The following is a 22,819-nucleotide window of genomic DNA, read 5'->3' on the forward strand; positions in this document are numbered from 1 at the left end:
GACCATCTACACAGGTAGATGACCCTATTTGCTAAAATTTGCTTCGGAATTCAGGTTCTTATTGTAAGCGAGAGCGGGGTCTGTGTGTTCCTCACGTAGCAATCAACGTATCACTGCCGCAGGGCAGAGTTTGTTGGGTATAGTTATACTTGTCTAACAAAGACGAGGGGGTTCCCATGGTTGATGTGATTGTCCTAGCGCTCATTGGGCTGGGTGTATTTTTGGCGTTTCGTTCTTTCAGAAAAGACGGAGGAGAGTGTGCTAGTTGTGGCAGCGCTGGCACCTGTGAGGCGCGAGCTACGGGTTCAGGTCACTGTTCCGCTGCAGCCGATATGCTCCAGCGCGCAAATTCTGCTCTTGAAAAGGACGTACAAGGTCGCTAGTCTACCTTCTGCGGAGTTCAGCCAAAACAGGTAACAGAGACGAAATTTATATATGGAATACTTCCATGTTCGACTATGGATATGCGCAGTTTTGCTGGACTGCTCAGTGCAATAGCTGTTCAGAGTTGGTCTGGCACGATATGCCTGAGGGAGGCATTGAATGAGCGACGACAGAAACATCGATTTCGTTCTGCGTACAGTGGAAAAACGCAACATTCGCTTTATACGACTGTGGTTTACCGATGTGCTTGGTACATTAAAATCTTTTGCCATTTCAGCCGAAGATTTGGAAGAAGCTTTTGAAGAGGGTATTGGCTTTGATGGTTCCTCCGTTGATGGTTTTGTACCGCTTGAGGAATCTGACATGCTGGCTTTCCCTGATGCCTCGACTTTTCAGATTTTGCCGGGCAATTCCTCCGAAGGTCCTTCTGCGCGCATTATTTGCAACATCGCTACACCTCGTCGTGAGCCTTTTGAGGGTGATCCTCGTACCTGCCTCAAAACATTCTTCGGAAATCTTGATGAAAAAGGCTATGTAGCAAACATTGGCCCTCGCATTGAGTATTTTTATTTTGCTTCAGATGGTTCTGCTCGCCCCAATCAGGCGCGTCCTTTGGACTATGCAGGCTACTTTGATTTGACTTCTTTTGATTCAAGTTCTGATTTGCGTCGCGATACCACCATGATGCTCGAGCGCATGTCTGTACCCGTGGAGTACAATTTCCACTCTAGTGCGCCCTCGCAAAATGCTGTTGAGCTACGTTTTACCGAGGCTCTCACTGCTGCCGATAACATCATTACTGCGCGTTATGTCATCCGCTCGATGGCCCAGGCAAACGGAGTGTTGGCATCCTTTATGCCCAAACCGATGAGTGCGTACACAGGCTCTGGAATGTTTTTGTATCAGTCGCTCTTTGACCTAGATGGCAATAACGTTTTTTGGGGTCCGCGCGATGGTGACTCCGATGCACCGCATGCACACTTCTCTGAGGTTGGTTGCCAGTACATGGCGGGTCTTCTCAAATATGCACCCGAATACACCCTAATTTGCAACCCAACAATTAATTCTTATAAGCGCCTGGTGCCTTCGGGAGATGCGCCTGCATATGCTACCTGGGGATTCAAGAATCGTAACGCTTTAGTGCGCGTGCCTATGCACAAACCAGGCAAGCACCAGTCTGCCCGCTGCGAACTACGTAGCCCCGATCCTTCTGCCAATCCTTACCTTGCTATCGCAGCTACTCTTGCTGCAGGTATTCGCGGTATTGAAGAAAAGCTTGTACTCCCCAGTGAAGTCAATGCCGAGACTTTGGCAAAAGGTCCTGCCGAGCTTGCACGTCTAGGTGTGGCTGCATTGCCGCGCACCTTGGGTGAGGCTTTAGACGTCTTTGAGAAGAGTGAGCTTATGCGCGAAGTGCTGGGTGACCACATTGTTTCTTATATGCTTGAGGCAAAGCATAAGGAGTGGGATGAGTACTGTAGCGCCGTTACTGACTGGGAACGTGACAGGTATTACGCAGGTATTTAAAACCTTAAGACTCCAGCTAGTTAAGATATGTTTGCAAGGAACGAGTCTCTGGTAACAACTAGAGACTCGATGTGGGTTTTCATATTCGCGTCTAATCTTATATCAATATGCTATTCTTTTTGAAATGTGCAGGGCCTTTGGCACTGTCTTAGCAAAAGAGTACGGGGAGCAAGCACATGCATCACAAGAATATCTTGCTCATTGCGAAGTCTGATCGCTATCATGCAAGAATGAGCGAGCTTACGCATAAGCTTGACGTTTCGGTTGCACTAGCCACGCCTGCTACGTTTTCGCAGGCAATTTCTTCGGGTCATGAGTTTTCTCTGGTAATTATTGATCCCGAAGATATGGAAAACGAAACGCTCACCAGCGTTGATAGCTACGTGGCCGACAACGGCCTCATTCCTCGTCTTTTTATTATGGACGAGCACAAGCTCAGCAAGTTCCATTTGCCCGTTCAGGGTCACAATGACTTTATTTGCTCTACTGCCAGTGATGCTGAGTTTGAGGTGCGTTGTTCTCTGCTGCTGTGGCCTGGTGAGGAAAACGCTCCAGATGACATCATTTCTGTTGACAATATGACGATTAACTTGGCTACGTATCAGGTCTATATTAATGAGAAGAGCGTTGACTTAACACTAATGGAGTACTCGCTGTTGTCCTTCTTGGCTACACACCCGTCACGTGCTTATTCGCGCGAAGCTCTGCTTCACCGCGTGTGGGGCTTTGAGTATTGCGGTGGCACTCGTACGGTTGATGTTCATATCCGACGCGTTCGTTCCAAGGTAGGTCCTCAGATTGCAGCTCATATTGTGACCGTACGTGGCGTCGGCTATCTTTTCAAGATTTAAGCTGTAGATCCAAAAATTTATACCTAAAGTCTTTGTAGCTAGGTTGATGCCTAGCTACAACTTTATGTGCGCCGAAAAAGCACGATGCGACATGTATTTAATAAAGTAGCAGAATTTAATTTGAGAATTATCGTGCCGCACTGTTTTTTTGGCTAAATGTACTCTTAGTGCTTATTGGGTATGAGAACTTTCATTAAGGGTAAATTTTTCTTATATTTAAGGCTTGGCATACAAGCAATGCCGAAGCAAAGGAGCGACGATGAGTGAATTTGATGAGCAGCCCATCTTTGATAAGCAGAATCCTACCCCTGAGCAGCCGACGGTAAGTAATCCTGCCTCTGAACAGCCGACGCGTGTAAACCCCGTGGCGCAGCCTACGGCAGTACAGCCACAGCCCACACAAAACTATGGTGGCGCAAATGGTCCTGTGGGTGATCAGCCTACGCCTGCGCCCACAGTGCAAAATGCCAATAAGAAAAAACACAATGGAGCTAAGCATTTTCTGCAGGGCGTACTTGGTGGTGTAGTAGGTGCTGGTGCATTAACGGCGATACTTCTTGGTACAGGAGTTCTTGGCTCAAAAGTTGTTACTACAACTGCTGGTTCAAGCAACAAAATAACTATCAATGCCAACAGTGAGAATGCTTCGATTGCGGAGGCAGTAGCTACCAAGTGTTTGCCTTCCGTTGTGTCCATCAGTGTCAAAACTACAGGTGGGGAAGCTCTGGGCTCTGGCGTTATTTTGGACAAAAAAGGCAATATCATCACCAATTATCATGTAGTTGAAAATGCTCAGTCGCTTACCGTTGATATTGAGGGCAAAACTTACAATGCCGAGGTTGTAGGCTCAGATAGTTCCTCTGACATTGCTGTGATCAAAGTTGATCTCAAGGGTGCTAGCGTCACTCCAATCGATATTGCCGACTCCGATAAGTTGGTTGTTGGCGACTGGGTTATGACTATTGGTAGTCCTTTTGGTCTCAATCAGTCTGTTTCGACGGGCATTGTCTCGGCTTTGTACCGTTCAACCTTATTGCCTTCTTCTTCGGGTACCGCGGTTTACGCCAACCTTATTCAGATTGATGCTGCCATCAATCAAGGAAATTCCGGTGGTGCTTTGGTTAATGATAAGGGGGAGCTTGTAGGTATCAATACACTGGTAGAGTCCTCAAGTGGTGACTTCTCGGGTATTGGTTTTTCGATTCCAGGAAACTATGCCGTAAATATTGCCAAGAAAATTATTGCTGGCGAAAAGGTCACTCATGCCTATATCGGCGTGTCGATGCTGACAGTTAACTCTCAAAATTCCAGTGGTCTTTCTGTTGATGAGGGTGCTTATGTGGCACAGGTTGACAAGGATGGCCCGGCCGCAAAGGCTGGTATCAAGAAGGGTGACATCATTACTGCAATTGATGATGACAAGATTAGCTCCGCTGATGGAGTGATTTTGAATATTCGTAGCCATGCTGAGGGCGATAAAGTCAAGGTTACTGTCAATCGTGATGGCACAGAAAAAAGCTTTACGGTGACACTGGGCAACGATGAGGAGCTACAGACCCAACAGCAGCTCATGAAAAACAACCAGCAGAACAATCAAAATTCTCAAGGTTACAATCCTTTTGAAGGCTTTGGCGAGTAGACCTATTCATTTTGTTTGTGTAAAGAAGTACCCAAAGGCTGTCACATGTTGGCAGTCTTTTTGCTGTCCGGTGCTTGTGAGAAGATAAGCGTTAAGCAAAGCTAGCGGAAGGAAAGCTCATGAGCGATATCGTTTGTCCCAACTGTGGCACGCATTTCACTGTTGATGAAAGTGGTTACGCTCAAATTGTGGCACAAGTGCGAGACAAGGAATTCAAACGCGAGCTTGAGGCACGCGAGGATTTGCTGCGATCTGATAGTCAAAAGTCTCAGCAGCTCGAGCTAGCAAAACTTCGTGATCAGCTCTTGGCTGATGCAGTCAAAGACAAGCAAATCGCTGCTCATGAGATTGCTCAGCGTGATTCCCAGCTAGTAGAACTCAAAGCTCAAATCAAAGCTGCTCAAGATACTCGCGATCAAGCAGTACGTCTTGCTGAGACCCAAACTATCCAGCAGGTACAAACTCAGCTAGCCGAGCGCGATGCTCGTATTGCTCAACTGACAGCTCAGCTTGCCTCCCAAAAAGATACGCTTCAGGCACAAAACGAACTCGCACTTGCCAAGATGCACGCTCAAGCCCAAAAAGAGCGAGATGAGCTGACCTCTCAACTTGCGCTGGCAAAAAGTGAAGCAGAACGTAGTGTTAATACCTTGCAGATGCAGATGTCTGAGCAGCTTGCTGGTCGCGATGCCCTCATCAAACTTCGCGAAGAAGAGATTTCACAGCTTAAAGATATGAAATCTAAGCTTTCGGTCAAGCTAGTAGGAGAGTCTTTAGAGCAGCATTGTCAAAACGAGTTCAACAAGATTCGTATGACAGCGTTTCCTCATGCATATTTCGAGAAAGATAACGATGCTTCCGAGGGTACAAAAGGGGATTTCATCTTTCGTGAAGAGGCTGATGATGGGGTTGAATTGCTCTCCATCATGTTTGAGATGAAAAATGAGTCTGCAAACTCGGAAACGCGCAATCAAAAGACTAACGAGCACTTTTTTGCCAAGTTAGATGCCGATCGGCATCGTAAGGGCTGTGAGTATGCTGTGCTTGTCAGTCTGCTTGAGCCTGAAAGTGAACTTTACAATCAGGGCATTGTAGATGTGTCCTATCGTTATCCCAAGATGTATGTCATCCGTCCACAGTTTTTTATTCCGTTAATTTCATTTTTGCGTAATGCTGCTTTATCGGCAGCTGATGCTCGCCGTGAATTGGCTGAGATTCGCCAGCAAAATGTCGATGTGACACACTTCGAAGAAAAGATGCAGAATTTCCAGGATGGTTTTTCCAAAAATTTTGCTGCAGCGTCAAAGCGTTTTGATGTGGCTATCGAGGAAATTGACAAGACAATCTCACATCTGCAAAAGGTTAAAGAAAATCTTTTAACCTCCGAAAATCAATTACGACTTGCTAATGACAAAGCGCAAGGTCTTACTATCCGCAAGCTCACTTGGGGTAATCCCACTATGCAGGAGAAATTCCGTCAACTTGAGGAGTAGAGGGTTTTTCTCCGCACTAAGCGGAGTTTCTGATTTAGATATACCCCCTATGGGTATACTGCCTTCAACTGCAACATATAGGAGGAGGGATTCGGATGGCAGAGCATTGTGCATATAAGCAGACGCCTCGCTCGGATGAACTCATAGTTGATGTTACTCGTCGTATCAATCGCGCGATTGGTCAGCTCAATGGTGTAAAAACCATGATTGATAACAATCGCTACTGCGGTGATGTGCTAACTCAGCTTGCTGCTGTGGAGAGTGCAGTCAAAGCAGTGAGTCGCATAGTACTCAAAGAGCATCTAGAAACCTGCGTAGTTGAGCAGGTCCAGGCAGGTAATACTGAAGTGCTTGATGAGGTTATGGCCCTACTCAAAAAATTTGGTGCTTAAAGACTGTTGATACGCCAGCCAAGGATGTGAGGCTGGATTTTGGGGAAAGACATGAAAGAAACTCTTGATATTGTTGGCATGACTTGCGCTGCTTGCTCTGCTCGTGTGGGCAAAGCTGCATCTGCTGTGCCAGGTGTTGCCGCCGCAGATGTTAACCTACTTAAAAATTCAATGACTTTAGATTACGATGGCTCGCCTGCAACAGTCCAGGCGGTTGTGGCAGCCGTAGAAAAAGCAGGTTATGGTGCTCTACGTAGGCAGCGCTCAGATATAAGTAAAAAGGATGCTGCTGTTTCCGCGCCTGGAGAGATTGCACGCAAGACTCAAGAACAAAAGCTTCGACAGCTCATTATCTCCGTAATATTTGAATTGCCGCTTTTCTATATTGCAATGGGTCCCATGTTTGGATGGCCTCAATTGTTATTTTTTGTGGGTCAACAAGGAATAATGGTAAGGGCGCTTGTTGAGCTGCTTTTGTTGGTGCCTATCCTTTTGGTTAATCGTAATTATTTTGTGGTTGGTTTCCGCACCTTAGGGCATCTATCGCCCAACATGGATAGTTTGATTGCTATTGGCTCTGCCTCGTCAGTAATTTACGCGCTTGCCGCGACTCTGCGTATGGCTTGGTCGCTTGGTGGTGGCGATTTTACCCAGGCAATGGTAGCTTCGCATGATTTGTATTTTGACTCTGCAGGTATGATTTTGACCTTGATTACCTTGGGTAAGTACTTTGAAGCCCGGGCAAAAGGTCACACTACTGATGCGATCACTTCGCTGATGAATCTTGCCCCCAAGACGGCAAATGTTATGCGTGACGGAGAAGAGCAGCAGGTTCCTGCCGAGGAAGTGCGCCTAGGTGAGCGAGTTATCGTGCGCGCTGGCGAGTCTTTGCCGGTAGATGGTGTGGTGCTTGAAGGTTCTGCTTTGGTAGATGAATCTGCAATCACGGGCGAGCCTATTCCTGCAGAAAAAACGGTGGGTTCAAAGGTGAGCGCTGCCACGACGAGTACCTCGGGTTGGATGACAGTTGAGGCTCGGGCAGTCGGAGATGATACGACACTTTCTGCCATTATTCGCTTGGTCGATGAAGCTACCAGCTCTAAAGCTCCTATTGAGCGCATGGCGGACAAGATTGCTGGTGTATTTGTACCTGTAGTTATTGGTATTGCTTTGATAGTACTGATTGTTTGGTTGCTTTTGGGTGCGGGGCTTTCAGTAGCGCTTACTCATGCGGTATCGGTACTGGTGATTTCTTGTCCCTGTGCTTTAGGTCTTGCCACTCCAACTGCTGTTATGGTGGGCACTGGTAGGGGAGCAGCACATGGCATCCTTATCAAGAGTGCTGAGGCCCTTGAGGGTGCTTGCAATGTAGATATGGTTGTGATGGACAAGACGGGTACTATCACGGCAGGAGCACCTGAGGTTACCGACGTTGTAGTGGCAGCTAACATCAGTGAAGATGAACTTGCAAAGCTTGCTCATGCGCTTGAACAAAAAAGCGAACATCCTTTGGCACGCGCTGTCATGAGCTGGGCAGAAGCCCATCATGTTCAAGACAGACAATCTGCTGTTGTGCAGAAATTTCAGCAAATTGATGGTGGCGGACTGACAGGAATTTTGGAAGGTCAGCAGGTGTTTGTGGGAAATCGTCGTCTGATGGAGGCAAAGGGCGTCGAGTTGGGAGCTCTACTTGGTCCTGCTGAGGCTGCTGCAGCTCAGGCTAAAACTCCGATCTTTTTTGCGGAGGGTATGCGAGTTTTTGGTATGCTTGCTGTTGCTGATCCCATCAAGCCCAGCAGCGCCGAGGCGATAAGTCGTCTGCATGGCATGGGTATCAAAACCTTGCTGCTTACTGGTGACCAGTTGACCACTGCAACAGCAGTAGCTGGGGCGGTTGGTGTTGATGAGGTTGTTGCAGGGGTGCTTCCGCAGGAAAAAGAGCAAAAAGTTCGTGAACTACAAAAAGCGGGTAGCACGGTTGCTATGGTAGGTGATGGTATTAACGATGCGCCTGCACTTGCTCGCGCAGATATTGGCATTGCTATTGGTGCTGGTACCGATGTTGCCATTGAGTCAGCAGACATTGTATTGATGCACTCCGATCCCAATGATGTGGCAACTTCTATCGAGTTGTCACAGGCAACGCTCAAAAAAATTAAGCTAGGACTCTTTTGGGCGCTCTTTTATAATGCACTTTGCATTCCTATTGCAGCGGGTGTGCTTGTACCTTGGGGTATCCAAATTAATCCGATGATTGGTGCTGCAGCCATGGGATTTTCCAGCGTTTTTGTGGTAAGCAATGCTTTGCTTTTGCGCCTGTGGAAGCCGAAGAGACCTAAATTTAGCAGTCATAATACCGTTGTTGTTCAAGAGAGTCAGTCTGTACTGGCAGAAAGCGAGGAAGAAATGTCTCACAAACAGCTTAAGGTTGAGGGTATGATGTGCCAGCATTGCGTTGCTCACGTTACTCAAGCACTTGAGGATGTTAAGAGTGTCAAAAACGTTACCGTTAATTTGGAGCAGGGTACTGCCGATCTTGATGCAGGCCTGCTTGTTCGTGATGACACACTTGTCAAGGCAGTTGAAGAGGCGGGATATAAAGCAAGCATTGTATAAGAAACGTTTGCCGACCAAAACTAACCGCTCGCCTAGAATCCGGGGTACTCTAGTGCCCCTTTTTTATGTCTACAAGATAGTATAAAGACAGATGTAAACGTTACCAGAAACGTTTCCAGAAACAAGACAAACCAAGTCTTGTACAGATGAGCCGAAAGGGGGAGACCTTGGCTACTATCAAAGACGTTGCAGCATTGAGTGGCGTTGCAGTGAGCACAGTCTCCCGGACAATCAACGGTCATCCCGATGTGAGTGCAGAAACTCGAGCCAAGGTTATGGATGCTGTGTGCGAGCTTCACTATGTACCCAATATCAGCGCTCGTGATCTTGTACAAACCCAAGCAAAACACCTCGGTCTAGTGATTCGTGGTGCAGAAAATACTTTTTATGCTCCCATCGTACGCACCATTGGGCAGTGTATTGATCGCGCTGGGTACACCATGGTCATTGATCAAATTGAGTTTGACTCTGATGAGGTTGCGGCAGCGGCAGCGCTTGCTCAGTCTAAGCGTCTGCGCGGTGTTATTTTGCTTGGCGGTCGTTTTGACTATAACCCCAAAGACATTGCTTCTATTGGTGTTCCAGTCATTTGTTGTACTCATGCCAATCAATTTGGCAGCCTTGATGAAAGTTGCTATTCCTCGGTTGCTATTGACGACGAAGCAACTGCTTTTCAGGCAACAAATAAACTTATTGAACTGGGTCACAAGCATATAGCAGTGCTTCTCTCGGCTACAGATGATCACTCCATTTCCGAGCTTCGCTATCGCGGATATTGTCGAGCTCTGCGCGAAGCAGGACTGACGATAGATGAAAATCTTGTTGTTTGTGCTTTGGATTTTTCTCTTGAGGCAGCCTATTCGGGAACTCGTACACTCATTCAAAATCATCCTGAAATAACAGCTCTTTTTGCGGTAGCCGATTCACTGGGAATTGCTGCGCTTAAAGGTCTTCATGATGAAGGCTTGATAGTCCCTCGGGATTTTTCGCTTATTGCAATCGACGGAATTGAGCTGTCGTACTTTGCAATTCCTACATTAACCACCTTGGTACAACCCCAGATAGAGCTGGGAGAGCTTGCAGTCGATACGCTGCTCTCGATGCTCAATAAGGAGGATTCTACGCGGCACATCCGCGTGGAGACACATCTGCGGAAGGGAGGCACCATCGCTCCAGTTGCTTCGTAGATGCAACAAAGTAGGTACGGCTCGTTATGTAGGGCACAAACTTATGTAGGGCACGAACGCATCGCAAGATGCGGGAAATATAAACAGAGGGAAAGGATTTGGTATGAGCAAGGGAATGACACGTAAGACTTTCTTGGGTACTGCAGGTCTTGTTGCAGCAACGACTCTCGCCGCTTGCGGCGGCAAGGGTGGCAAGGGTGGTGCTGGTTCCTCCGCAGACGAGGGTGGCGCTACCGTTTATTGGCTCAACTTCAAGCCCGAGATTGATGAGCTTCTCCAGAAACTCGCAAAGAAGTATAGCGATGAGAAGGGCGTATCTGTCAAAGTCAAGACTGCAGCAGCAGGCACCTATGAGCAGACCCTGACCGCTGATATGGACAAGGCAGAGAAGGCTCCCACCCTCTTTGTTATTGGCAACTCTGCGGGTGTTAAATCTTGGGGCGGCTATGCTATCGACCTCAAGGGCACCGACATCCAGAAAGAAGAGATCGACGATACCTACGATCTCTTTGACGCTGACGGCAAGATGGTCTCTCAGGGCTACTGCTACGAGTGCTATGGCATCATCGCCAACAAGGACCTCGTGGAGAAGGCTGGCCACAGCATGGACGAGATCACCAACTTTGAGGGTCTCAAGAAGGTCGTCGAGGACATTCACAAGCGCAAGGATGAGCTGGGATTTGACGCTTTCACTGCGTGCGATATGACCGATGACAGTTCTTGGCGCTTCACCGGCCATATGGCAAACCTCGAGTACTTTTACGAGGAGAAGAAGGCTGGCAAGAAGTGGGATGAGTGCCCCAAGACCATCACCGGTGAGTTCCTGCCCAACTACAAGATGCTCTTTGACCTGTGCATCAACAACTGCACCGTTGATCCCAAGACCCTGTCTACCGATACTTCTTACTCCAATGGTCAGGAGTTCATCGATGGCAAGGCGGCCTTCGATGTTCAGGGCAGCTGGCAGTATGCCACCTATGCAGAGGCTCAGAAGAACACCACGATGATTCCGTATTATTGCGGCGTTGAGGGCGAGGAGAAGGCTGGTCTCAACTGCGGCACCGAGAACCGCTGGGCAATCAACACCAACTCCTCCGAAGAGCAGCAGAAGGCAACCCAGGACTTCATGGTCTGGCTGGTTACCGATGCTGATGCTTCTGCTCAGCTCGTCGAGCAGCTCGGCATTATGCCGTTCCAGAACGCTGCAAAGTCTACCAACGGCTATCTCAACGCTGCTGCTGCTTACACCGAGAAGGGCAACTATGTCATGGACTGGGTTACCAGCTATCAGCCCAACGTTGATGACTACCGTAAAGCTCTTGTTTCGGCTATGAACGCTTACTGCGCCGATCAGACCGATGCAAACTGGGATGCAGTCAAGACTGCGTTTGTCGATGGCTGGGCAACCCAGTACGCAAAGGCAAATGCCTAAGCTTTAGCAACTCGTACTAGCGATTTAGTGTGGAGCCAGGATGGGATGAAATTACCCCGTCTCGGCTCTTTACCCAAATTCCAGTATTTATTGAATTCATTTCGAGAAGCAGAAAGGAGAGAGAATGGCTGCTAAGCTCAAGACTGGAAATTCAATTCGCAGGTCTACACGCCATTGGGCATGGCTTTTTATTTTGCCAGTGTTTGCTGCATTTTGCATCGGCTTCATTGGGCCCTTTATCCAAGGCATGTATTTGTCGCTGTGTAGCTTTAGGCTTGTTTCCAATGCTCAGTTTGTTGGCTTTTCAAACTTTGCAACGGCTTTGGCTGATGAAAGCTTCCAGCACTCTTTCTGGTACACAGCTCTTACCGCAGTGGTAAGTCTCGTGCTTATCAATGTGTTGGCCTTTACAGTTGCCTATGTACTCACCCAAAACATCAAGGGATCCAATCTTTTCCGTACGGTTTTCTTTATGCCCAACCTCATTGGTGGCATTGTTTTGGGTTATATCTGGTCGATGATTTTTGATGGCATATTGCGCGCCTACAACACATCAATCTTGCTTAATACTACCTACGGTTTTTGGGGTCTTATCATCTTGATGTGCTGGCAGCAGGTTGGCTATATGATGATTATTTATATTGCTGGCTTGCAGGCTGTGCCCGAGGATATGCTTGAGGCCGCCAAGATTGACGGCGCAACCAAGTTGCAGACTCTCTTTAAGGTGACAATTCCCAATGTCATGCCCTCGATTACCATCTGCATGTTCTTGTCGCTTACCAACGGCTTTAAGCTCTTTGACCAGAACCTTGCTCTTACGGGTGGTTTGCCCTACATCATCCAGCCTGATGGCAACACCATCAATACGACTGAGATGCTGGCACTTAACATCTTCAATACCTTCTATGGCTCTGCAACCGCTGCTCGCGGTGTTGCACAGGCCAAGGCTGTCATCTTCTTTGTGCTGGTTGCAGCACTTGGATTGGCTCAGCTTTATTACACCCGTAGAAGGGAGGTGCAGCAGTAATGGCAAAGACAAAAGAACAGACTCTCGCTGCCGAGCGTCGTACCAAGACTACCTTGTCGGTGACACTTGCAATCATCTGCATTGCTTGGGTACTGCCTATGGTTGCCGTGATTATCAACTCATTCAAGAAGAATACCTTCGTTAAGACCGAGACCTTTGCTTTGCCTACAGCAGAAAGCTTTGCTGGTTGGGATAACTTCATCAAAGGTATGACCTTTGGTAACTATCCCTTTGCAAGCTCTGCTCTCTATTCGGTCATCATTACCGTTTTGTCGGTAGCGCTTATTTTGGTGTTCTGCTCGATGGCCGCTTGGTATATTCAGCGCGTGAACTCGCTGTTTTGCAAGATCGTCTACTATCTGTGTGTCTTCTCGATGGTAGTGCCCTTCCAGATGGTGATGTTTACCCTGTCGCGTACTGCCTATGTGTTACACATGGACAATCCCTTTACTATTCCCATCATCTACCTGGGTTTTGGTGCAGGCCTTGCTATCTTTATGTTCTCGGGCTTTGTTAAAGCAATTCCTCTTGAGATTGAAGAAGCTGCTGCAATTGATGGTTGCGGACCTGTTCGTACCTTCTTCCTCGTAGTGTTGCCCATGCTCAAACCTACCCTTATTTCCGTAGGTATCCTTGAGATTATGTGGGTTTGGAATGACTACCTCCTGCCATATTTGGTACTTGATACCAATGAGTACCGCACGATTCCTATTCATATTCAGTATCTCAAGGGTAGTTATGGCACAGTTGATCTAGGTGCAACGATGGCTTTGATTTTGCTTGCCATTATTCCTGTTGTTGCCTTCTATCTTGCCTGCCAGAAGCACATCATCAAGGGCGTCGCAGCTGGCGCTGTGAAGGGTTAGTCATGGAGAGGTCGAGTGGCATCATAGCTCCACTGTTCTCACTGCCATCACCTTATGGCATTGGTAGCTTGGGCGCTGCTGCGCGCGAGTGGATTGATTTTCTTGCTGCAGCAAAGCAGAGCTGGTGGCAATTGCTGCCGGTAGGTCCTACGAGCTATGGAGATTCGCCTTACCAAAGTCCTTCGACTTTTGCAGGTAATCACTACTTGATCGACCTTGACTTGCTTGTCCAAGATGGACTTCTAGAGGCAAAAGAGCTTATGGCAGTCGAGTGGGGAAATGACCCCGCACGTGTTGACTACCAGGCGCTCTATGAGCATCGCCTATCGCTTTTAGCCTTGGCTTGCGAGCGTGGCTGGCAGCGTGATGCTGCAAAAATTGCTAGCTTTGCTCGGGAAAATGCTACTTGGCTTGATGATTATGCGCTGTTTATGGCTGTAAAACGCCACTTTGGTATGGTTGCTTGGACCGATTGGCCTGATGAGGCTATTCGTCTGCATGAAAGCAAAGCTTGCGAAGCATATCGCACAAAGCTTGCTAGTGATGTGCGCCTCTTTGTGTATACGCAGTATCTCTTCTTCCAGCAGTGGGAGGAATTGCGTCGTTACGCGCACAAACGGGGTGTGGGCATCATTGGCGATATGCCAATTTATGTGGCAATGGATTCTGCTGATGTCTGGGCTGAGCCTGCAAACTTCCAGTTGGATGAGCTTAATGTTCCCACGTTTGTTGCAGGTGTACCACCTGATAATTTTTCAGCAACAGGTCAGCTTTGGGGTAACCCTTTGTACGATTATGAAGCAATGGAAGCTGATGGTTTTGACTGGTGGCGTCGCCGTGCTGCTGGTGCTGCTCGTCTGTTTGACGTAATTCGCATCGATCACTTCCGCGGTATCGAGAGTTATTGGGCGGTACCCTATGGTGCGACGACCACCAAAGATGGTCACTGGGTCAAAGGGCCTGGTATCCGTCTTGTCAATGCCATTAAATCTGCCATTGGGGATTGTGGCTTGATTGCTGAGGATTTGGGCTACCTTACAGTTGAGGTACGTGAATTGCTTGTTCAATCTGCCCTTCCAGGGATGAAGATTATGCAATTTGCCTTTGACTCACGCGATCAGGATAGTGCAGGCATCATGCCGGCAGACTATCCCCAAAACTGTGTGTGCTATGTAGGTTCTCATGACAACGCGCCTATTGCTGCATGGGCACAAGAGGTGCAAGCGAGTGATTTGGCAGCGGCGTCTAAATATCTCAAGGTAAAGGATGAGTCCGATCTTCCTTGGGCTTTTGTACGCGCAGGTATGGCAAGCAAGGCACAGCTTTTTATGGCACAGATTCAGGATTATCTGGGTCTCGGTGCAGATTCTCGTATCAATTCGCCGGGAATTCTCGGCGGCAACTGGCAGTGGCGACTTGTGCCTGGCCAGCTGAGCAGTAGTCTGGCGGCACAAATTGCCGACCTTACCACCCAGTACGAAAGGAGTGTGAAGCACTCATGGCAACAGTAAGCCTACGTCATATCGAAAAGGTGTATCCCAACACCGAGGCAAAGAAGGGCTTGTTTGGCAAAAAGGCTCAAGCCCCCAAGAAGAAGCACAATCTCAAGGTAACCGATGAGGGTGTTTTGGCAGTAGAGGACTTCAACCTCGAAATTGCTGACCGCGAGTTTGTTGTTCTTGTTGGCCCTTCGGGCTGCGGCAAGTCTACTACCTTGCGTATGGTTGCAGGCCTAGAGGAGATTACCCGTGGCGAGCTGTTGATTGACGGCAAGCTTATGAATGATGTGGCGCCCAAGGATCGCGACATCGCAATGGTTTTCCAGAGCTATGCTCTTTATCCTCATATGACCGTTTATGACAATCTCGCTTTTCCCCTTAAACTTCGCAAGGTTGAGAAAAGCGAGATTGACCGCAAGGTTCGTGAAGCTGCAGAGATTTTAGGCATCACTGAGTACCTCGAGCGTAAACCCAAGGCGCTGTCTGGTGGCCAACGTCAGCGTGTTGCTATCGGTCGCGCTATTGTTCGTGAGCCCAAGGTTCTGCTTATGGACGAACCGCTCTCCAACCTTGATGCAAAGCTGCGCAACCAGATGCGCGCAGAGATTATCAAGTTGCGCCAGCGCATTGATACCACCTTTATCTATGTCACACACGATCAAACCGAAGCTATGACTTTGGGTGACAGCATTGTCATCATGAAAGATGGTGTGGTGCAGCAGGTTGGCACTCCTCAGGAAGTCTTTGATCATCCCGCAAATCTCTTTGTTGCAGGCTTCATTGGCGTGCCTCAGATGAACTACTTTGATGCCGAGCTCGTACGCAAGGGAGATAGCTACTCGGTGGTTATCGGTGATGTTGTAGTTGAGCCAAGCGCGGACAAGCAGGAGCGTCTGCTTGCCCACGATGTTCAGAGCCAGGCTATTACCTTGGGCGTGCGTCCCGAGCACTTGGTACTTGATACCAGCGAGCCTCCCGCAGCCAATACGCTCAATGGTAGCGTTGAGGTCTCCGAGATGATGGGCTCATCGATTCACCTGCATCTGAATGCCAAAGGTCAAGACGTTATCGTTATCGTTCAGACTACCGAGCTAGCAAAGTCAGGTTTAACGGCATTTGCTCCCGAGACAACGATTTCTTTCTCTTTCCCAGGCAATGCGGTGCATCTCTTCTCCAAGGAAGACGAGCACAACCTCGAGTTTTAAGCTCTAGGTTTTACGTGCCTTCCCTCTGTCGGCAGCTCGCTTTTGGCGGGCTGCCGTTTTTTGCGACGGGTCATCAATCTGGTGTCGTGTGTTGTGTCAAAAGCCACGAACTGTTTCATGCAGCATGGCCCTGCTTGCCAAACGCCACGTATTCTTTCCCCTAGTGAGGCTCTGCTTGCCAAAAGCCACGTTCTACTTCACTTTTTTAGCCAAAAGCCACACTTTGTTTCACGCGAAAAAAATCTACCTGCGCAAACGTGAAGGCCCTTGAAGAGATTTGTGGCTTTTGACATTTTTTCTGAAATAGAACGTGGCTTTTGGCAAGCAGAGCCGCGATTGCTGAAACAGAGTGTGGCGTTTGGCACTCGGCATGAAATGAAGTGTGGCTTTTGGCGTCTGGCATGAAGCAGAACGTGGCGTTTGGCACCCAGAGTGAAGCAGAACGTGGCTTTTGACAAGTCATGAGGAAATGTGCAGCGGATGATGCCTAGGATAAAGAGCTCTGTGGCATTTGCAGCCGTGGGAAGCAAAACGTGGCTTTCCGTGATTACAGGTCATCAATCCGTCCCGCGCAGATTAGTTGTGATTGGAGATTGCCAGGGACGCGAGGCCAAAAGCAGTTTGTACTTGCGTTCTGAGACACTACTTAGCGCCGCTCACGGGTTGAATGGCAGTGCTGCTGCGAGATTGAGTCAGTTTCGCTAAACTAAAAGAGTGACGACGACGCCCGGACGTAAGAGCCGGTGCGAACGGGAGGAAGGCAAGCTATGGCTGCACCTAAGGTTCTGTTCGTTGGCTCCGAGTGCTATCCCTTTATCAAAACGGGTGGACTCGCTGATGTTATGGGCGCGCTGCCCAAGGCTTTGGTAGCCGATGGCGTGGACGTGCGCGTAATTATTCCCAAATACAATGTCCTGCCTCAAGAGTATAAAGACCGCATGACGCATGTCTGCGACTTTTGGATGGATATGGGAGGTATTGGCAACCATTTTGTGGGCGTTGAGACCTTCGACCAAGATGGTGTTACCTACTACTTCCTTGATAACGAGGATTTCTTTGGTTGGGGCGCGCCCTATACCAATATGTATGATGACATCGAAAAGTTCATTTTCTTTGACAAAGCGGTACTAGCGGCATTGCCAGTTATTGGCTGGACTCCTGATATCATCCACTGCCACGATTGGCAAGCAGGACTTGTGCCAGTGTTTTTGCGTACGCTCTTTTATGACACCGATCTTTCGCGCAATACTAAGTGTGCAATCACCATTCACAACCTGCGCTTCCAAGGTATTTGTGAACGCGAGCGTATGCAGCGCGTCTCAGGTATTCCTGATGAGGCATTTGCACTGGACAAATGTGGTTATTCGAGTGCAGCCAATGCCTATCGCAATGATGCCAACATGCTCAAGGGTGGCATTGTCTACGCTGACCGTGTAACTACGGTATCCGAGACGTATGCAGGCGAGATTCAGACTAGTGAGTATGGTGAAGATCTTGATGGCATTATGCGCTACCATGCCTCCAAGATGGTGGGCATTGTTAACGGTATTGACTATGAGGTCAACAACCCCAAGACAGACAAGCATCTAACGTATAACTATTCCTCGCGCAATGTCATTAAAGGTAAAGCCGAAAACAAGCTGGCACTTCAGCGTGAGCTTGGCCTTGCTGAGGATCCAAGCAAGATGGTCATTGGCTTGATCTCGCGTCTTACCAACCAAAAGGGTCTCGACTTGGTGGGCACCATTGCTGAGGATATGGTTGTTGACGGTAATACGCAGTTTGTTTTGCTTGGCACAGGCGATAGTGATCTTGAAAATATGTTCCGCGATCTTGAGTGGCGTCACCACGGTACCGTCTCTAGTTCCATCATGTACTCAGGCGAACGTTCGTCCAAGATTTATGCAGCAGCCGATGCCATGCTGGTACCCAGTCGTTTTGAGCCCTGTGGTCTCACACAGCTTATTGCTATGCGTTATGGTGCACTACCTATCGTGCGTGAGACTGGTGGCCTGCGTGACACGGTTGAGCCGTACAACGAATATGAAGAGACAGGCGTGGGCTTCTCGTTTAACCGCTACGATTCATGGCTGTTGCTCAATGCAATTAACTACGCCAAGACGGTTTACTTTACGCGGAGGCACAGTTGGGATGTGATGGTACGTCGCGCAATGACTCGTGACTTTAGCTGGAACGTCTCTGCCAAACGCTACGAAGAGCTTTACTGCAGTATGCTGGGCTAGGCGGCTAGCAAGACGCAGAAAGAAAAAGTAGAAATCTTAGTGTGTAGCGCTTAGATTTCCTTCTTTTGGGTACCATATGCTTTGTTGACTCTGTATCCAATCGAAAGGGGCATTGCGCTATGCGCCAGTTCAAGACTGAGTCCAAAAAGCTCTTGGACCTCATGATTAACTCTATCTACACCAATCGCGAGATTTTCTTGCGTGAACTTGTCTCTAATGCGTCTGATGCGGTTGACAAGCTGCATTTTGCAAGTTTGACTGACCCTGCTTGTAAGCTGGGTGATGATGAGCTGCAGATTCGCCTGAGTGTGGATAAAGATGCGCATACGTTGACGATTTCTGACAATGGTATTGGCATGAGTGCAGAGGATCTTGACCGTAATCTGGGTACCATTGCACACTCTGGATCAGAGGAATTCAAGGCAGCCAATACACAGGCAACAGATGAGAAAAACGAAGAAAATTCCCAGAGTGCAGCCAAGATTATTGGTCAGTTTGGTGTGGGCTTTTATTCTGCCTTTATGGTGGCAAAGCGTGTGCGCGTGGTAAGCCGTGCCTTTGGCTCTGACGAGGCTCATGTGTGGGAGTCCAACGGTCTTGATGGCTACAGTGTTAAGCCTATCGATGCGGATGCCCTGCTCGAGGGTCGTAGCAACGGTACCGATGTTATTCTGACGTTGCGCGATGATACCGACGACGAAAAATACAGTGACTATTTGGAAGAGTGGCAGCTGCGCGATCTGATTAAACGCTATTCCAACTATGTACGTTATCCCGTGCGTATGTTGGTGACTAAGAGTCGCCAAAAGCCTGCTCCTGAGCCCAAGCCCGAGGATTATACGCCCGAGTGGGAAGAGTATACCGAGCTCGAGACGCTGAATTCCATGACACCTATCTGGCGTCGTCGTCCTTCTGAGGTGACTCAGGATGAATATGATGAGTTCTATGAGCAGAGCTTTCATGATTATTCGAAGCCCTTGCGCACCTTCTCCCTACATGCCGAAGGTACGATTGAATATAATGCGCTGTTCTTTGTGCCCAGCGAGCCGCCCTTTGACCTCTATAGTCGTGACTATGAGAAAGGCCTGCAACTCTATAGTCGTGGTGTGTTAATCCAGGATAAGTGCGCAGATTTGCTTCCTGACTATTACAACTTTGTTCATGGCGTGGTTGACAGTCCCGACATCGCACTCAATATCTCGCGTGAAACCCTGCAACAGACGCGTCAGCTTCAGGCAATTGCTCGGCGTGTAGAGCGCAAGATTTCCAGTGAACTGCAGACCATGCGTGACGATGCACGCGCAGATTATGAGAAGTTCTTTGAGCACTTTGGTCGTGGCCTAAAGTACGGTATTTATGCTAGTTATGGTGCCAAGAAAGATCCGCTGGCAGACTTGTTGCTGTATTGGTCAGCAAAGCAGGGGCGTCTGGTGACTTTGGCAGAGTATGTGGCTGCTATGCCTGAGGGACAGGATGTTATTTACTATGCTGCGGGTGAGGATCGCGAGCGTCTAGAAAAGATGCCCGTGGTGCATTCAGTGCTTGACCATGACTTTGACGTGCTGTTGATGACAGAGGATGTCGACGAGTTCTGCTTGCAAATGATGCGCGACTACAGCTGGACCCCTGAGGCCAAAGAAGGCGAGGAAGCCAAGGAGCGCAAGTGCGAATTCAAAAACATTAGCTCGGGCGACCTTGATCTGGCAACGGATGAGGAAAAGAAGCAGGCCGAGGAAACAGCGGATGAAAACAAGGAACTGCTTGAAGCTATGAAGTCAGCTTTAGGCGATGCAATCTCAAAGGTTGCCGTATCGCCGCTTGCTACAGATGCACCTGCAGTTATTGCTTCTGAGGGACCCATTTCTCTGGAGATGGAGCGTGTAATCTCCGAAGGCCCCGAAGGTATGCCCCAAATTGGTGCTCAGCGTGTGTTGCAGCTTAATGCAACACATCCTGTGTTTGAAAAATTGCGTGCTGCCCAGCAGGCAGGAGACACAGACAAGCTCAATCTGATGAGCTCGTTGCTGTTAGACCAAGCACTGCTTATGGCGGGACTTCCTGTGAAAGATCCTGTAAACTTTGCCCAAAATGTGTGCAAGTTGATGGCATAAACCCAGCTAGACAGCCTAACTAGCACAAATATTAACGAGACGGCTCTGCCTTAAGTGACAGAACCGTCTCGTGGTATCTAAGGAGTTGGATAGGCAGATATTTCGTGTCGTCTGCATGCGTTAGGATAGATAACTAAAGCAAATACAAGGGGGCAACGTGGCAGATCAAAACAATGATGGGGTATGGCAGACTTCGCTTTTTGGTGAAGACGAGCAGCTGGATACAGCTCCTCAATCTCCAGCGCAAACGCCTGCCGAACGAGTACTTGAACTTCGCGCCATCCTTGACCGCGCTGCATATCAATACTATGTACAAGATAACCCCGAGTTGACTGATGCACAGTTTGATCGCTATTTGCTTGAGCTGCAGAATATCGAAGCAGAGCATCCCGAGCTATTGACGCCCGATTCTTATACTCAGCGTATTGGTGGTTTTGTTGACCGTGCGTTTACGCCAGTGACGCATGCACGACGTATGTATTCCATCGATGATGCTATGGATCTTGACGAGCTGGATGAGTGGCTTGAGCGTACGGTAGAGTCGTTGGGTGCAGGAGATGTTGCCTTTACCTGTGAGCTAAAGATTGATGGCTTAGGAGTTGCTCTGACCTACCGCGATGGAAGATTAGTACGTGCAGCTACGCGTGGCGATGGCACGACGGGCGAGGATGTTACTGCAAACGTGCTGACGATTTCTGATGTGCCTCGTACTTTGGCACGAGCAGGACTTGCGCATGTGGTAGATGGTGGGTTAGGACAATCCATTGAGGTTCGTGGTGAAGTCTACATGCCCAAGCACAGCTTTGTACGCCTCAATGAGGATGCCGATGCTGCAGGTCTTCAGCCCTTTGCTAATCCGCGCAATGCTGCAGCAGGTAGTTTGCGCCAAAAGGACTCCAAGGTGACGGCTGTGCGTGACCTAGCAACCTTTATTTATGCGGTGGCTGACGAGGAACCACTCGCAGTTAACACGCAAGCTGAATTTTTGGATTGGTTGCGCGACTGTGGTTTTCATGTCAACCCGTATGCGCGTCGCTGTGCCTCTGCGGCTGAGGTACATGCCTACTGTGAGACTGCGCTTGCTCACAGAGAAGAGCTTGACTATGACATTGATGGCGTTGTTGTAAAAGTTGACTCGCTTGCAGGTCAAGCCACGCTTGGTGCTACCGCTCGTGCACCACGCTGGAGCATTGCTTTCAAATTTCCGCCTGAGGAGAAGACCACAGTTCTGCGTGAAATTCGTATCCAGGTAGGTCGTACAGGCGTATTGACTCCAGTGGCGGAATTTGATCCCGTGGTAGTTTCGGGTTCAACGATTGCGCGTGCTACCTTGCATAATCTTGATGAGATTCGTCGCAAAGATGTGCGTGTGGGCGATACCGTGATTGTTCATAAAGCAGGCGACGTTATTCCCGAGATAGTAGGACCTGTGCGCGAGTTACGTCCCTCTACTGCTGTTGAGTTTGAGATGCCTACGCATTGTCCCAGCTGTGGGTCTCTTGTTGTGCGCGAAGAAGGCGAGGTAGCTTTCCGGTGCGTATCTATTGACTGCCCTTCTCAGGCGACAGAACGTTTGCTGCATTGGGTAAGTCGCGGCGCGATGGATATAGATGGTCTAGGAGATCAAATCGTTGAGCGTATGGTTGCCCAAGGCCTGCTTAGCGATGTGGCAGACTTTTACTATCTAACAGCAACGCAGCTAGCCGCCGTTGAAACTGGTCGTAGTTATGAGACTACCAGCAAAGACCATGAGGCTGGACAGGCGATTCTTGTAGGAAAAACCATTGCTACAAAAGTGATGAGCGAGATTGAAGAGTCCAAGAGTCGTGGTTTGGCTCGTGTACTTTTTGGTCTGGGTATTCGCATGGTGGGCGCTAATGTTGCTCGCTTGCTCGCTCAGCATTTTGGCAGTCTTGAGGCTCTACAGCTTGCAAGCGAAGAAGATATTGCACAGGTTGAGGGCATTGGACCCAAGATTGCTGCATCTGTTGTGTCCTTCTTTAGGGTCGCCGATAACCTTGCGGTAATTGAGCGCTTGCGTCAGGCAGGAGTCATGCTCGAAGAAGAGCAACAGGATGACACTATTCCCCAGACTTTAACTGGTTTGACTTTTGTCCTAACGGGCACGCTTCCTCATCATGGGCGTAGCGAAGTTAAAAATGCTTTGCTTGTTCTAGGTGCCAAAGTATCTGGTTCGGTTTCAAAAAAGACGAGTTTTGTGATTGCAGGGGAGGCTGCAGGATCCAAGCTCACCAAGGCAGAGCAGTTAGGTGTGCCAATTTTGAATGAAGAAGCACTTGAACATATTTTGGCAACAGGCGAGAGGCCAATGTCAGAGTAAAATGCT

Annotated in this window: 16 protein-coding genes; all 16 read left to right on the top strand. The window is 48.7% G+C overall.

The genetic code is table 11. From position 1 onward, the window contains the following. Nucleotides 1-176 precede the first annotated feature (176 nt). The 16 genes from ACO5JD_RS00005 (at nucleotide 177) to ligA (ending at nucleotide 22,813) form a co-directional block, all read left to right on the top strand. Entirely contained in the window at nucleotides 177-383 is a 207-nt protein-coding gene (locus ACO5JD_RS00005; RefSeq protein ID WP_021625848.1) for a FeoB-associated Cys-rich membrane protein, read from the top strand. A 160-nt stretch (nucleotides 384-543) separates the two neighbouring features. After that, the gene (locus ACO5JD_RS00010) at nucleotides 544-1,911 is read left to right on the top strand and encodes a glutamine synthetase family protein (RefSeq protein WP_021625847.1); all 1,368 of its coding nucleotides are present in this window, start codon (nucleotides 544-546) and stop codon (nucleotides 1,909-1,911) included. Between the two features lie 176 nt (nucleotides 1,912-2,087). Continuing rightward, complete coding sequence (locus tag ACO5JD_RS00015) at nucleotides 2,088-2,762, top strand: winged helix-turn-helix domain-containing protein (protein ID WP_021625846.1); 675 nt, start codon at nucleotides 2,088-2,090, stop codon at nucleotides 2,760-2,762. Between the two features lie 259 nt (nucleotides 2,763-3,021). Next, nucleotides 3,022-4,401 carry a S1C family serine protease gene (locus ACO5JD_RS00020; protein WP_484986807.1) on the top strand — a complete coding sequence of 460 codons (1,380 nt, stop codon included), beginning with the start codon at nucleotides 3,022-3,024 and terminating at the stop codon, nucleotides 4,399-4,401. A gap of 119 nt (nucleotides 4,402-4,520) precedes the next feature. Then, nucleotides 4,521-5,894, top strand: a complete 1,374-nt coding sequence (locus ACO5JD_RS00025) for a DUF2130 domain-containing protein (protein ID WP_484986809.1) — start codon at nucleotides 4,521-4,523, stop codon at nucleotides 5,892-5,894. Between the two features lie 95 nt (nucleotides 5,895-5,989). Beyond that, nucleotides 5,990-6,286 (top strand): metal-sensing transcriptional repressor, encoded by a 297-nt coding sequence (locus ACO5JD_RS00030; protein ID WP_484986811.1) that lies wholly within the window; start codon nucleotides 5,990-5,992, stop codon nucleotides 6,284-6,286. Between the two features lie 51 nt (nucleotides 6,287-6,337). Beyond that, complete coding sequence (locus ACO5JD_RS00035) at nucleotides 6,338-8,902, top strand: heavy metal translocating P-type ATPase (protein ID WP_484986813.1); 2,565 nt, start codon at nucleotides 6,338-6,340, stop codon at nucleotides 8,900-8,902. Nucleotides 8,903-9,069: 167 nt separating this feature from the next. Beyond that, nucleotides 9,070-10,089 carry a LacI family DNA-binding transcriptional regulator gene (locus ACO5JD_RS00040; protein ID WP_484986815.1) on the top strand — a complete coding sequence of 340 codons (1,020 nt, stop codon included), beginning with the start codon at nucleotides 9,070-9,072 and terminating at the stop codon, nucleotides 10,087-10,089. A gap of 103 nt (nucleotides 10,090-10,192) precedes the next feature. Next, nucleotides 10,193-11,521, top strand: a complete 1,329-nt coding sequence (locus ACO5JD_RS00045; protein WP_484986817.1) for an ABC transporter substrate-binding protein — start codon at nucleotides 10,193-10,195, stop codon at nucleotides 11,519-11,521. A gap of 124 nt (nucleotides 11,522-11,645) precedes the next feature. Beyond that, nucleotides 11,646-12,548 carry a carbohydrate ABC transporter permease gene (locus ACO5JD_RS00050; RefSeq protein WP_021625839.1) on the top strand — a complete coding sequence of 301 codons (903 nt, stop codon included), beginning with the start codon at nucleotides 11,646-11,648 and terminating at the stop codon, nucleotides 12,546-12,548. After that, a complete protein-coding gene (locus tag ACO5JD_RS00055; RefSeq protein WP_021625838.1) occupies nucleotides 12,548-13,414 on the top strand; it encodes a carbohydrate ABC transporter permease in 867 nt (288 codons plus the stop codon). The genes ACO5JD_RS00050 and ACO5JD_RS00055 overlap by 1 nt, the downstream gene beginning before the upstream one ends. A 2-nt stretch (nucleotides 13,415-13,416) precedes the next feature. Next, the gene (gene malQ, locus ACO5JD_RS00060) at nucleotides 13,417-14,925 is read left to right on the top strand and encodes a 4-alpha-glucanotransferase (protein ID WP_484986819.1); all 1,509 of its coding nucleotides are present in this window, start codon (nucleotides 13,417-13,419) and stop codon (nucleotides 14,923-14,925) included. Next, nucleotides 14,913-16,118 carry an ABC transporter ATP-binding protein gene (locus ACO5JD_RS00065; protein WP_021625836.1) on the top strand — a complete coding sequence of 402 codons (1,206 nt, stop codon included), beginning with the start codon at nucleotides 14,913-14,915 and terminating at the stop codon, nucleotides 16,116-16,118. Before malQ ends, ACO5JD_RS00065 begins: the two co-directional genes overlap by 13 nt. 767 nt (nucleotides 16,119-16,885) lie before the next feature. Continuing rightward, nucleotides 16,886-18,361, top strand: coding sequence for a glycogen synthase (locus ACO5JD_RS00070; protein WP_484986821.1), 1,476 nt, complete (start codon nucleotides 16,886-16,888; stop codon nucleotides 18,359-18,361). Between the two features lie 119 nt (nucleotides 18,362-18,480). Beyond that, on the top strand, nucleotides 18,481-20,472 hold the full coding sequence (htpG, locus tag ACO5JD_RS00075) for a molecular chaperone HtpG (RefSeq protein ID WP_484986823.1): 1,992 nt from the start codon (nucleotides 18,481-18,483) through the stop codon (nucleotides 20,470-20,472). 157 nt (nucleotides 20,473-20,629) lie between these two features. After that, nucleotides 20,630-22,813 carry an NAD-dependent DNA ligase LigA gene (gene ligA, locus ACO5JD_RS00080; RefSeq protein WP_484986825.1) on the top strand — a complete coding sequence of 728 codons (2,184 nt, stop codon included), beginning with the start codon at nucleotides 20,630-20,632 and terminating at the stop codon, nucleotides 22,811-22,813. Nucleotides 22,814-22,819: the final 6 nt, after the last annotated feature.

This window comes from Olegusella sp. (assembly GCF_057238325.1).

What these genes read in the sequence shown, in the direction of transcription:
- ACO5JD_RS00005 (WP_021625848.1), top strand. Translation starts at nt 177, where the DNA reads ATGGTTGATGTGATTGTCCTAGCGCTCATTGGGCTGGGTGTATTTTTG.
- ACO5JD_RS00010 (WP_021625847.1), top strand. Translation starts at nt 544, where the DNA reads ATGAGCGACGACAGAAACATCGATTTCGTTCTGCGTACAGTGGAAAAA.
- ACO5JD_RS00015 (WP_021625846.1), top strand. Translation starts at nt 2,088, where the DNA reads ATGCATCACAAGAATATCTTGCTCATTGCGAAGTCTGATCGCTATCAT.
- ACO5JD_RS00020 (WP_484986807.1), top strand. Translation starts at nt 3,022, where the DNA reads ATGAGTGAATTTGATGAGCAGCCCATCTTTGATAAGCAGAATCCTACC.
- ACO5JD_RS00025 (WP_484986809.1), top strand. Translation starts at nt 4,521, where the DNA reads ATGAGCGATATCGTTTGTCCCAACTGTGGCACGCATTTCACTGTTGAT.
- ACO5JD_RS00030 (WP_484986811.1), top strand. Translation starts at nt 5,990, where the DNA reads ATGGCAGAGCATTGTGCATATAAGCAGACGCCTCGCTCGGATGAACTC.
- ACO5JD_RS00035 (WP_484986813.1), top strand. Translation starts at nt 6,338, where the DNA reads ATGAAAGAAACTCTTGATATTGTTGGCATGACTTGCGCTGCTTGCTCT.
- ACO5JD_RS00045 (WP_484986817.1), top strand. Translation starts at nt 10,193, where the DNA reads ATGAGCAAGGGAATGACACGTAAGACTTTCTTGGGTACTGCAGGTCTT.
- ACO5JD_RS00050 (WP_021625839.1), top strand. Translation starts at nt 11,646, where the DNA reads ATGGCTGCTAAGCTCAAGACTGGAAATTCAATTCGCAGGTCTACACGC.
- ACO5JD_RS00055 (WP_021625838.1), top strand. Translation starts at nt 12,548, where the DNA reads ATGGCAAAGACAAAAGAACAGACTCTCGCTGCCGAGCGTCGTACCAAG.
- malQ (WP_484986819.1), top strand. Translation starts at nt 13,417, where the DNA reads ATGGAGAGGTCGAGTGGCATCATAGCTCCACTGTTCTCACTGCCATCA.
- ACO5JD_RS00065 (WP_021625836.1), top strand. Translation starts at nt 14,913, where the DNA reads ATGGCAACAGTAAGCCTACGTCATATCGAAAAGGTGTATCCCAACACC.
- ACO5JD_RS00070 (WP_484986821.1), top strand. Translation starts at nt 16,886, where the DNA reads ATGGCTGCACCTAAGGTTCTGTTCGTTGGCTCCGAGTGCTATCCCTTT.
- htpG (WP_484986823.1), top strand. Translation starts at nt 18,481, where the DNA reads ATGCGCCAGTTCAAGACTGAGTCCAAAAAGCTCTTGGACCTCATGATT.